Raw genomic sequence first — 11,458 nt, forward strand, 5'->3', positions numbered from 1 at the left:
TCATTCCTCCACTCCAGCGGCTCTGGTCAATAGAGGAATCCCAGAGAACACACCACTCAGGTACGAGGAGCCGAATGAGGCATCGTTTCTTACCTTGTATTCTGAGAGCGAGTGCATGCTTGAGACGCCGCTCCCATCTTTGTCGACGAGCCAGATCTGGTCGCGACGCAGATATTTCCGATCGAGGAGAGTCACATCATGGGCAGTGAAGATGAGCTGACCCACCGCATTATCCCCTTGAAACATCTTGAGGATATAGTGGAGCAGCAGCGGATGCAGCTCCGCATCAAGCTCATCGATGAGGAGTGCGACATCATGCTCAAGGACAATCTTGAGATACCTGTAAAGGGCGATAAGTTTGAGTGTGCCGTCCGATTCGATACTAAGCCGCGCCGTATAATCAATCCCGTCAGGACCTTTATGGTGTGTGAGCACCTGGACATGGTCCTTGTGCCTGTCAACCGTGAACCCCGTGATGGCGACATCCACACCGTTAAGGAATTTCACAAGGCCCGCGCCTTGATCACTCTCGAAGGAACGTGTGAAGTAGTCCATCGACAACTCATGCACCCATTCCTCGCACATGACTCCACCCACCGGAAGAACGCTGAGAACGCAGTCCGAGGCATGGGAGAATAGTTTGTTCGTGAGCGTGAGGCTGTCGAAGAAGGACAGAGCGAGAACATCGTCTGGAATCTCGCCAATGTACTTCCTACATTCTGACCGTACAGAATAGCCGAGGTTGATGGTGTTCATGTCCTTGGTGGAACGCTCGAGTACCGTCGACTGCCTTCCGGTTTCCTCGTTGGTAAAGTAAAGCCACTCGGAGGTGATTCTCTCGGCCGTGTAGGTGAAACCATAGCGATATTCACCATCAGGGCCAGAATAGGTGCCCTCGAACTCAGTCTCCTCATCCTGACCGTCGGAGGAGAACAGAAAGGGATGGTAGTTCTTCCTGAGGACATTGCCTCGTTCAGACAGGGGAAGATCCGGCTTGCCATCCCCCTCGGAGTTCTCCTGGTTTCTGAAGGACTCATCAACGATTCGGAAGAAACAACCGTAGGCCTTCACGAGTTGTGACTTGCCGGATGCGTTCGCGCCGAAGATGGCAGCCGTCTTGAGGACTTGCTCGTTCCCTACAGTCCTGAGGTTTTGCTCATGCTCCTTATAGGAACGGACAGCACGCATGTCAAAAATGGTCTCGTCACGATAGGGGCCAAAGTTCTTGAACGAGAACGTTAACAGCATAATATACCTCCACCCGCGCTCTCATGCTACTTTTTGTGAGCTTATCACAGATTACAAGGTGTAGTCGATACCTTCTGAATCAAAGGACTGATTGTATGGAGAAAAACTGGCTTAAGTGTCATTCACTATTCTGTTCCGGCACAAGCAGCAGTACGTAAGGGCATCATCGATGTCCACGGTGCTACGTGCTGGGACGTTGTTCACGCGTGACATTAGGGAAAGGTTCCAGCAAGTGCTGTACAACCTATCATGATTGAAGTAATCCACGAATGCCGGGAGACCCACGGGCCTCTCGGCATTCGTCACATATGGGCGACGTAGCCCTGCTCGCGGGAGAGCACCTGGCCCTTCCTCTTGACCTTGTCGCTTTGCGGGAGTTGTAGGACCTGGTGAACACGCTCCGCTCGTGCCAAGTGCATCGATGAAGGTCGAGGCCTCAAAGCTTGCTTCGATGTCGATCATAACTTCATGAGTGACAATGCCCCAGGTGATGCGAATGCTGTACAGATTGCCACAAGTGCCTCGTGCTCGCGGCACACCATGTGCCAGGCCGCGAGATTTCATGCCTCCACCCAGCAGAAGGCACAACAGCCCATCGGAGTGAGCCGTGCGTTGGGATGTTGGGACATGGAAGGGCTCCCTCCGACTGCAAATCTAGACAATCCACAGCTTCGGGAAGCCCTCCAGTTTGTCACTCTCCATTCTGTAAACAATGTCCTGGCGTACGACAGCTAGCCGACTGAAGAAGCAACTCTACGATGACAGTTTGGGCATCCGGACCCAGCGCTGCGCGAATCCACTCGAGCCGCCCACTCATGGCCGCAGATTGGGCATGTCCACCATACTTTCCGGTTTGAATGACCAGAAACATCGGACGGAGTCAGCGATCCATTCCTTTTGCTATTCCACTCCATTGCAAGAATGGGAAAAACATCGGAAAGTGATGTGACCCGCCGATCTTGGACATGTTCCTAGGCCAGCCGCTGGTCGGCCAACCTGTATTCTACAGGGGCGAGACCTCCGAGTGGCCCCCTGATCCTGTCGGTGTTGTACCAGACTATCCAGGCATCGAGGTCCCTGGCGAACCTTTTGGGCTGTGTGTAGTCGGAGCCGTCGGAGAACTCCGTCTTGAGCCTGCCGAAGAAGCTCTCGGCCGGCGCGTTGTCGAGGCAGGTCGCCTTCCTCGACATCGACTGCGTGCGGCCCAGCGACGCCAGCCTGTCGCGCCATCGGGGTGTCTGGTACTGGAACCCCTGGTCGGTGTGTATCACGGCCCCGCTTTCCTGGAGCCTACCGGCGGCATCGGCGAGCATGCCGAGCGCGGACTCGACGTCGGGGCCGGGACCGATCCTCCAGGAGACGACCTCCCCGTTGTAGAGGTCGATGAGAGGCGAGAGGTAGACCCGCCTGTCACCGACGTTGAACTGGGTGATGTCGCTCACCAGCCTGCACATGGGCACCTCCTCCGTGAAGTGCCTCTCGAGGAGGTTCGGGGCCACCCTACCCACGGTGCCCCTGTACGAGTTGTACCTGCTCTTCCGCCTGCCCCTCGCCCGGAGTCCCTCTGCACGCATGATCTTCGCCACGGTCTTGCGGTCGATCCGCAAGCCGTAGTCCCTCTCCTGCGCCAGCGTCACCCTCCGATAGCCATAGGCCCCGCGCGATTCCCCGAACACCGAGCGGACCAGCGGTCGGACGGCGGCATGGCGGTCGACCGCCGAGTGCGAGGCACGATAGTAGAAGGTCGACCTGGGAAGCCCTACGTAGGCAAGGAGCGCCCCGAGCGGGAAGTCACGCCTCAAGGCCCGGACAACCGCTACCTTCTCCGCGGTTGGTGCCGCTCCGACCTCAAGGCCTCTAGTTTTTTTAGTATGGCATTCTCCATGCGGAGGTACTCGAGCTCCTCCTCGGGGAACATGCCCTCCTGCTCGTCCCGGGCACTGACCTTGCGGTTGGTCCTGGGTGCCTTGCGCTCGTCCTCCATCGCGACACTGCCCCTGTACCTGTCGTCGTGCGACCACGCGTAGATGCTCTGCATTCTCAGGATACCGAACCTCTCGGCGACGGAGTTGGCGTCCTCGCCCGAGAGACAGGCCCTGACGGCGGAGGACTTGGTTGCCTCCGGGTAGCGCGAATAGGTCCTCTTCCTGGACTTGAGCATCGCCTTGCCACGGATGAGGTACTGCCTGTTCCAGTCCTTCACCGTGGACTCGGACACCCCACAGCGCAACGCCGTCTCCCGGATCGTGCAGCCCTCCTCCTCGTAGGTGAAGGCCTGCATGATCTCCTCGGGCGTATGGTGATGGTAGTGGTAGTGGTAGTGGTAGTGGTAGTGGATGACCCTCTCGTTGGTGGACATCGCGACTCCTTCCAAGTCGTCTTGGTGTCCAAGGTTCGTGGGTCACATCATCCACCAGTGATTCTTCGCCGATTCTTCGCAGGGCTCGATGTGAGTACCATCGGCTTGGCCTCTCCGATCTCGCCCCACGCTTCGCATGCCGCCTGCAGGCATCGCTCGGCATTGCTCTATGCATGTCCGACTACCATACTGCTGACACCAGACAGAGCGGTACCGAAAGGGCCGCTCGTCGACTGGAAAAGTGTACCGAATTGCCTGAAGGTTATGCTGCTATTGCCAAGCAAGCTATTTGCAGCCTTCTTCAGGGTGAGACGATCTTTCTTGCAACGATAAGAAATCACCCATTTAGCCCGTGGACATCGTTTATCTATTTGTTCGAAATACTCTCCGTCAACCGACCCAAGCGAATGCCCAAGGACATAAATTGTGCTCACATCACCAGGTATTACATTTATGAAGTCCACGAGTTTATTGACATCGATTGTCTTAACCATTGCATTGCCAATAGCCGATAGCGTTGATACCGCCACATCACTCGCATCCGATACTGTTGTACTTCCTTGAGCAATACTGTCTTGCTGCGCGGCATATCCAGAATAAGATGCGAATCCATCATTAGAGCCATAGGGCACTCTGCCATCAATTATGCTGTCATAGTTAGGTGCTACATCGATAACATTGCCTTCGATGACATGTTTGTCGTTGCCCCAAATGAGAGGCTCATTTAACTTGCCGTGTATATGAAGGATCTTCGATTCATCAATCTGATACACGTCTTCGAGCGTATTGGTGTAATTGAAAGTTATGAAGTAGCTCTCAGGGTTAATCGTTCCAATCGGTTTCGTCGATGAAAGCTTATCGTTGGCTGCTTCTACCATTTCCTCCATACACACATTGAGCATGGCATGGATGTCGGATGGGCTATCCTCAAAGGGAATAAACTGAAACATGCTTTCTCGTGAAGGCACCGCACAATCTATCTCATCGTCCTTGTCGAATAGCTGCATGTCGATGTCTCTATCTTGAGTTGTATCTATACCATCATCACTTGCAACTTCTCTGAGCTCATCAAGCTTCCCATCTGCCGTATCACGAAGTCTCTTCTCTTCCTCATCTGATATGAAGCCAACTCTTGACTCAAATTCCGACCAAAGTTTAGGCTGTGGCTTCCCACCGCAGCTAAAATACAGCTCGTTCAACTTGTCCCACAGTTCACTGCTACAAGTGTTTTTGACAATGATATTATAATCATTTTCGTAACTTGTTGGTAGATGGTGGGCTAAGTCGAATCCATTGCCAAGAATGTATAAATTCATTCTCTTTCAGATCCAAAGAAGAGTATGGACATTTTTATATATTATATCTGTAACAAGAAGAGATACGTGAAGCTCTTTGTTCCAGCCATTCAGCTCGATGCGGTTCTCATTGTTCCTACCCAGCAATGGTACCGAGCCTTACCGTTCGATAGGACACGATTCATGAAGGGGTCCGACACAGGTCGCGATGAGAGGGCGATGACCCACGTGGGAGTCATCACTCCTGCGACGGCGCTTTCCTCGGCGAGAAGCCGACACTGTCGCACTCGTGGGTGAAGTCCGTCACGGGGACCTCGTCTCCCCTGCTCCCCCAGCACGCACCATGGGATGCGTCATCAGGATCGCTGGTCCACATCCGGCAGTTCCGGCAGGTGTGTCACGTTGGGAACACAGTAGTATTATGCCTGGTAAACGGCTTGTTGTAAGGCGTTCTAAGGACCGATAATCTTCGATATAACCATTGCGGCATGGACTCAACCACCAAAAGGCCATGATTGTTGGTAGAGATTCAAGATCCACCTAATCATTTCCTTCAAACACATCTGTTGGTCATTCCGTGATTGTCAATTACATTGGTAATGGACTTGCAGGTTGAAAGGCATTACATTTATCTAGCGACACAAGGATTTTCTTCTTGCCCACTATTCCTAATGTACGGATAGTCTAAACATGATGAGTGAATGACTTGGCTACTCTTTTGATTTCATCATATGAGTGCTTTTATCTGCTTTTTCTGCTTTGTCCCAGGGTCTCGAGAGGATAAAGGAGAGGGCGCTCATAACAGTCATGAGAATTGTAAGGGAAAGTGTTCTGTCATTGCACAAAAGCGCATAGATAATTTCAGAAACGAGTACACCAAAAGAGACGGCCAATAGAACCGATAGCATAGCATCGCTCAACTTTTTGTTTGAACGAAGACTGTTGAGTGAACTGCCCAGACTAAAGAACGTAAGTCCTGAAGTAATCATAAACATAATATCAGGCAGCGTTGGCGGTTCTAATCGGAATGAGGGACCGCCAGGAAGAACGGCGAGAGCAATTGTTCCAATCAGTACTAGCAAGAACAGATACACGTCTTTCTTACTCATCTTCGCAGAAGCTTCGTCGTTTCGTATTGTTGGGTTATTCACATGGACTCCCTAAACTGCTTTAGGCTATAAAGGCTATTCATTAATGCTAATAGTCCTGTTTTGTAATGGATTATCGGCAACTCTGTCGGAATTCCCGCTATGCTAGCTGGCAAGACAAGCAATTCTTCGCCGATTCTACGCAGGTGATGTGACCCGCCGATCTTGGACATGTTCCTAGGCCAGCCGCTGGTCGGCCAACCTGTATTCTACAGGGGCGAGACCTCCGAGTGGCCCCCTGATCCTGTCGGTGTTGTACCAGACTATCCAGGCATCGAGGTCCCTGGCGAACCTTTTGGGCTGTGTGTAGTCGGAGCCGTCGGAGAACTCCGTCTTGAGCCTGCCGAAGAAGCTCTCGGCCGGCGCGTTGTCGAGGCAGGTCGCCTTCCTCGACATCGACTGCGTGCGGCCCAGCGACGCCAGCCTGTCGCGCCATCGGGGTGTCTGGTACTGGAACCCCTGGTCGGTGTGTATCACGGTCCCGCTGCCCTGGAGCCTGTCCGCGGCATCGGCGAGCATGCCGAGCGCGGACTCGACGTCGGGGCTGGGACCGACCCTCCAGGAGATGACCTCCCCATTGTAGAGGTCGATGAGAGGCGAGAGGTAGACCCGCCTGTCACCGACGTTGAACTGGGTGATGTCGCTCACCAGCCTGCGCATGGGCACCTCCTCCGTGAAGTGCCTCTCGAGGAGGTTCGGGGCCACCCTACCCACGGTGCCCCTGTACGAGTTGTACCTGCTCTTCCGCCTGCCCCTCGCCCGGAGTCCCTCTGCACGCATGATCTTCGCCACGGTCTTGCGGTCGATCCGCAAGCCGTAGTCCCTCTCCTGCGCCAGCGTCACCCTCCGATAGCCATAGGCCCCGCGCGATTCCCCGAACACCGAGCGGACCAGCGGTCGGACGGCGGCATGGCGGTCGGATGTCGGGTGCGAGACGCGATAGTAGAAGGTCGACCTGGGAAGCCCTACGTAGGCAAGGAGCGCCCCGAGCGGGAAGTCACGCCTCAAGGCCCGGACAACCGCTACCTTCTCCGCGGTTGGCGCCGCTCCGACCTCAAGGCCTCTAGTTTTTATAGTATGGCATTCTCCATGCGGAGGTACTCGAGCTCCTCCTCGGGGAACATGCCCTCCTGCTCGTCCCGGGCACTGACCTTGCGGTTGGTCCTGGGTGCCTTGCGCTCGTCCTCCATCGCGACACTGCCCCTGTACCTGTCGTCGTGCGACCACGCGTAGATGCTCTGCATTCTCAGGATACCGAACCTCTCGGCGACGGAGTTGGCGTCCTCGCCCGAGAGACAGGCCCTGACGGCGGAGGACTTGGTTGCCTCCGGGTAGCGCGAATAGGTCCTCTTCCTGGACTTGAGCATCGCCTTGCCACGGATGAGGTACTGCCTGTTCCAGTCCTTCACCGTGGACTCGGACACCCCACAGCGCAACGCCGTCTCCCGGATCGTGCAGCCCTCCTCCTCGTAGGTGAAGGCCTGCATGATCTCCTCGGGCGTATGGCGATGGTGATGGTAGTGGTAGTGGTAGTGGATGACCCTCTCGTTGGTGGACATCGCGACTCCTTCCAAGTCGTCTTGGTGTCCAAGGTTCGTGGGTCACATCACTTGGGAACCGATAGTTGGCGAGATACGAAAAGAGGCCAGCGGGCAAGCCGCTGACCTCGTCATTTTGGTGGGCGTTGCAAGATTTGAACTTGCGACCTCTTCCGTGTCAGCGGGAACCAGACCATGACAAGCTTGCCATGCCCGCCACTCGCGCCAACAACGCCAGCGTATACGGCCAGCGGTGTTAATGTCCGCCATGTCAGGACAGGTCGGACGGCCAGGTTTGGTGCACGTGCACCACGGGGCCTTGGTGCATAAAAGTCTGGAGCGAGCATGAAATACACGAACGCGTTCGTCAGGGGCACCACTCCCCCGTTCCGAGGGATCTTCAAGTACAAGGACGACAAGGGCAGCTGGAAGCAGGTGACCCGGCAGCTGGATGCCAAGTGCCTCCGGGAGGCCAAGAGGGAGCTCGCGACGGTGCGTGCCGAGCTCGAGGAGCGAGCGAGGGTCCTCGAGGAGGAGAAGGGGCTCGAGCTCGCAGGGCTCACCGTGGCCGAGTACATGGACCGCTACTTCGAGTCCCTGAGCGAGTCGCAGTCCGTGGAGAGGTCGACCCTCACGACGTACCGCGCCATCGTCGACCACATCAAGCGAGACCTCGGGAGGATCAAGCTGGCCGAGCTCAGGGCCGACCAGATACAGAAGCTCGAGAACAAGCTCCTCAAGGGCGGGCTCGCACCGGCGTCGGTGCGCAAGATCCACGTGCTCCTCAAGTCCGCGCTGGGCAACGCCTACCGCATGGGCCTCATCGACCGCAACCCCGCGGACGTCGTGAGGCCGCCCAAGCTCCCCGCCGCCTCGCCCAACGCCCTGACCTCCACGCAGAGGGCACGCCTCATGCAGTTCCTCGACGAGGGTGCGGACACCGCCTTCAACCTCGCCGTCGTCGTGGCAATCTACACCGGGATGCGCGAGGGCGAGATCTGCGGCCTCAGATGGGGCGACGTCGACCTCGAGGACAGGGTGCTGTGGGTCAGGAGGTCCATCGCCAGGGACGGCACCAGGTCCTACGTGAAGGAGCCCAAGACGCACGGGAGCAGGCGGGACGTCCCCATAGCCAGCTTCCTGGCAGGCAGGCTCGCCTGCCGTCACGAGGCCATGGCACGGGAGAGGGAGGTCGCAGGGGTCCCCGCGGACGAGGACGCGATGGCCCAGCTCTACGTCCTCGGCGGGATCGACGGGTCGTTCCTGCCGCCGCACGAGGTCTGGAGGCAGTGGAGGGCACTCGCACGCTCGATGGGCCTCGTGGGCACGCAGGGCCGCGTCCCCACCTTCCACGACCTCAGGCACACGTTCGCGACCTATGCCATAGCAGAGGGGGTGGACGTGAAGACCGTGAGCTCGATCCTCGGGCACTCCAACGCCGCGATGACGCTCAACATCTACGCTAGCGCCGACCCGGAGTCCAAGCGCGCGGCGGCCGAGACCATCGACGAGGTGATGGGCAAGCGGCCGGAGCCCAGGCCGCGCACGCCGCTGGACCCGGACGACGACAAGGTCATAGCGTTTTCGGGAAAAGGGCTCATACGTAATACCGGAAGAGCATAGTCACCAACTAGGTCAGCAGATAGCCGCGACCGGGCTCACGAGGATCCTCCCTCGCCATCCGACGAGTCGACCATCCTCCATTCGCGCGAACAATCGTCCCAGTTATATGTTCTGCCGTCATTCTCGCCACGTCCCCCACGCACACACTCAATGTCGGAAACGGACGTCTCGCCGGTCTCATCAGAGGCCTCGATGGTGAAGCTCAGCCAGGCATCCTCTGCGGAGGTGGGTATGTCGACCTCGATCCTCCAAGCGCTCCCGCCAATCATTGCCACTTGCTGGATACGGTAGCTCTCACCATGCCAGTCACCTGAATCGGGAATGGCTCTTCGCACGAACCAGTCGACCGTCTCGACAACGACATCTTGGTAGACCCACTCCATGGCAGTCGCCTCCACTGTTATCGGGCTATCGCCTCACATCGTACCTAAGGAATAACCATAAAACGAGGCGTTATGCCAGGGGATACGTGTGGACCGCCCGGCGTAAGCGAGACGATGGGCCCCAAGGGCGAGCTCGCTTCGCTCGCGACGTCTCGCCCCCTCGATTAAGACGCTAGCACGGGGAGCAAGCACCTCTTCCCGCTCCCCGACGGCATGACCTCCCCATGTGCGCCGCGCCACGCCCGCAAGGACGCGCTCATGGGGAGGCCATGCCTTGCTTGCTCTCTTAACCGAGGGGGCAAAGGGCCCCCACGTCCTAGGGAGTCAACATGACCAGCAACGAGAGCACAAAGCAGCAGACAGCAGTTAACCAGGAAGAGCAGGAAGCCACGCCCGTGGACGAAATGACGCCAGCCGAGGTCGAGTCCGAGGGAGAGAAGCTCACCAGGCTCTACCTCAAGAGGCGCGGCTACATTGTCGACGACAACGGCTTCACGTGTGAGGAGGGCAGCGTGCCCGTCGTGGCGTCTGACGACAGCGAGGGGGAGGTCGTCCTCGTTGACGTCAGGACGCACGTGCGCCTGGGCGAGGAGTCCTACATGCCGGAGCTCGCCGTCGACGCCGAGGGGCAGGAGTCATACCGCAGGCTCGCCATGCGGTACCTGTTCGCGCACCCAGAGTGCAAGAGGGCGCGCGTCGACGTCATATCCATCGCCATCGTAGGCGAGCGCTGCGCCCGCCTACGTCACCTCATCGGTGCCTACTCGTGGGAGGAATAAACCCTAGGACAAAGAACCAACCGCCCACGGTGGCAAAGGTGCCGTCCACGGAGAACGTGGGCGGCACCCCCTTTTCCGCCGCCACGGCCGCAGCCAAGCCCTCCCGCGGCCGCTCCCCTCGCGCGCAGGAACACCTGACGCGCGCGAGGGGAGCAGACCCCCTGGCACCAATTAGTCTTCCTGTGCATGCTCTGCCACCGCCAAGATAAAACCTGCCAGAGTCTCCGCAGAGTTGACCACGAGGAGTGCATGATAGTCCTTGATGAGAATCCGTCGACTTCCTAAACCATGGGAATCGCTGCATATGTTTCTCATTGACCCAACAGCCGACACGATCTTCTCGAGCCCCGAGATGAGCTCATTGGTTCTCTTATCCATTTTCTTGTCCGCGTGCATGTCGTACAGGTCTTTGACCTGCTTATAGAGCGTTCCGATATCGCCCTTGTCTGAGGGGGTCCTCCCTTTGAGCTCTATCACGTGGCAGAATGTCTCTTCCAGAAGGGTGCGTGACTTTGTAACGGCGCTATCAAACCGGCCAGCTGCAACATCGGCCTGTGCTCGAGAAGAGAGTTCACGGATATAGTCGCTATTTACCTTGCTTAGCATCGGGGTAGCGACCGGTGAGGGGTTGTTCCGGTCCACCACGCAAAAACCGTTGCCAACGTTGCGAAGCTCATGACCGCCATAGATGAGACGGCGATTTATCTCATCCACAGCTCTCTTGACAATGCACGCATGGGCAGGCTCGAGGTCCTCGGAAGGGACATGCGATAACTGATCTGCAAAGCCCTGTCCGTTGAAGAAGCAGCGCAGGAGGTTGGAGAATCTTCCAACCTTGATGGCATACCTCATGAGCTCGTCCACGTATTCCCAACGGCTTGAGCCCCCGTATTCCATGGGAAGTCCGAACTTATTGGATAGGCTCACGATATCCAGACCAGATAGATACGGCATCTTCAGGTCGTGGCCTCCTTCCTCGCCAAGAGATGTGTCTCCGTCAAGAATCGCGTAGACGTCCTTGCTAAGTAGGAGACGGTTAGGATCAGAGGGACCTCCTCTTGTATCCGATTTACCTCCAGCCATCG

The 11,458-nt window shown here is 57.0% G+C and carries 11 protein-coding genes; 2 read left to right on the plus strand and 9 right to left on the minus strand.

Annotated features, from left to right (window positions below; translation table 11 throughout):
- The 7 genes from LKE50_08445 to LKE50_08475 form a co-directional block, all read right to left on the minus strand.
- Positions 1-1,248: an ATP-binding protein gene (locus LKE50_08445; GenBank protein MCH3968620.1), complete on the minus strand. Its 1,248-nt coding sequence runs from the start codon at positions 1,246-1,248 to the stop codon at positions 1-3.
- 971 nt (positions 1,249-2,219) lie between these two features.
- Positions 2,220-3,050 carry an IS3 family transposase gene (locus LKE50_08450; protein MCH3968621.1) on the minus strand — a complete coding sequence of 277 codons (831 nt, stop codon included), beginning with the start codon at positions 3,048-3,050 and terminating at the stop codon, positions 2,220-2,222.
- A 14-nt stretch (positions 3,051-3,064) separates the two neighbouring features.
- Complete coding sequence (locus tag LKE50_08455) at positions 3,065-3,607, minus strand: hypothetical protein (protein MCH3968622.1); 543 nt, start codon at positions 3,605-3,607, stop codon at positions 3,065-3,067.
- Positions 3,608-3,774: 167 nt separating this feature from the next.
- Entirely contained in the window at positions 3,775-4,923 is a 1,149-nt protein-coding gene (locus tag LKE50_08460) for a bacteriophage abortive infection AbiH family protein (protein MCH3968623.1), read from the minus strand.
- 689 nt (positions 4,924-5,612) lie between these two features.
- The gene (locus LKE50_08465) at positions 5,613-6,053 is read right to left on the minus strand and encodes a hypothetical protein (GenBank protein ID MCH3968624.1); all 441 of its coding nucleotides are present in this window, start codon (positions 6,051-6,053) and stop codon (positions 5,613-5,615) included.
- Between the two features lie 174 nt (positions 6,054-6,227).
- Positions 6,228-7,058, minus strand: coding sequence for an IS3 family transposase (locus LKE50_08470; protein MCH3968625.1), 831 nt, complete (start codon positions 7,056-7,058; stop codon positions 6,228-6,230).
- A 62-nt stretch (positions 7,059-7,120) separates the two neighbouring features.
- Positions 7,121-7,609 (minus strand): hypothetical protein, encoded by a 489-nt coding sequence (locus LKE50_08475; GenBank protein ID MCH3968626.1) that lies wholly within the window; start codon positions 7,607-7,609, stop codon positions 7,121-7,123.
- A 324-nt stretch (positions 7,610-7,933) separates the two neighbouring features.
- Between LKE50_08475 and LKE50_08480 the strand changes: the two genes are divergently transcribed.
- Positions 7,934-9,211: a site-specific integrase gene (locus tag LKE50_08480; protein MCH3968627.1), complete on the plus strand. Its 1,278-nt coding sequence runs from the start codon at positions 7,934-7,936 to the stop codon at positions 9,209-9,211.
- Between the two features lie 35 nt (positions 9,212-9,246).
- Here LKE50_08480 and LKE50_08485 read toward each other — a convergent pair whose 3' ends face one another.
- Positions 9,247-9,594 carry a hypothetical protein gene (locus LKE50_08485; GenBank protein MCH3968628.1) on the minus strand — a complete coding sequence of 116 codons (348 nt, stop codon included), beginning with the start codon at positions 9,592-9,594 and terminating at the stop codon, positions 9,247-9,249.
- Positions 9,595-9,923: 329 nt separating this feature from the next.
- On the opposite strand from LKE50_08485, the gene LKE50_08490 reads away from it, so the two are divergent.
- Entirely contained in the window at positions 9,924-10,373 is a 450-nt protein-coding gene (locus LKE50_08490; protein ID MCH3968629.1) for a YraN family protein, read from the plus strand.
- Between the two features lie 171 nt (positions 10,374-10,544).
- Here the strand turns inward: LKE50_08490 and LKE50_08495 are convergent, their stop codons facing one another.
- Complete coding sequence (locus LKE50_08495; protein ID MCH3968630.1) at positions 10,545-11,456, minus strand: abortive infection family protein; 912 nt, start codon at positions 11,454-11,456, stop codon at positions 10,545-10,547.
- Between the last annotated feature and the right edge of the window lie 2 nt (positions 11,457-11,458).

The sequence above is a fragment of the Atopobiaceae bacterium genome, assembly GCA_022483015.1.
GTDB lineage: Bacteria > Actinomycetota > Coriobacteriia > Coriobacteriales > Atopobiaceae > JALCUE01.

Bases quoted from the DNA above. Each gene is read 5' to 3' on its own strand.
- LKE50_08490 (MCH3968629.1), top strand. From the start codon at position 9,924: ATGACCAGCAACGAGAGCACAAAGCAGCAGACAGCAGTTAACCAGGAA.
- LKE50_08460 (MCH3968623.1), bottom strand. From the start codon at position 4,923: ATGAATTTATACATTCTTGGCAATGGATTCGACTTAGCCCACCATCTA.
- LKE50_08495 (MCH3968630.1), bottom strand. From the start codon at position 11,456: ATGGCTGGAGGTAAATCGGATACAAGAGGAGGTCCCTCTGATCCTAAC.
- LKE50_08455 (MCH3968622.1), bottom strand. From the start codon at position 3,607: ATGTCCACCAACGAGAGGGTCATCCACTACCACTACCACTACCACTAC.
- LKE50_08480 (MCH3968627.1), top strand. From the start codon at position 7,934: ATGAAATACACGAACGCGTTCGTCAGGGGCACCACTCCCCCGTTCCGA.
- LKE50_08445 (MCH3968620.1), bottom strand. From the start codon at position 1,248: ATGCTGTTAACGTTCTCGTTCAAGAACTTTGGCCCCTATCGTGACGAG.
- LKE50_08485 (MCH3968628.1), bottom strand. From the start codon at position 9,594: ATGGAGTGGGTCTACCAAGATGTCGTTGTCGAGACGGTCGACTGGTTC.
- LKE50_08475 (MCH3968626.1), bottom strand. From the start codon at position 7,609: ATGTCCACCAACGAGAGGGTCATCCACTACCACTACCACTACCATCAC.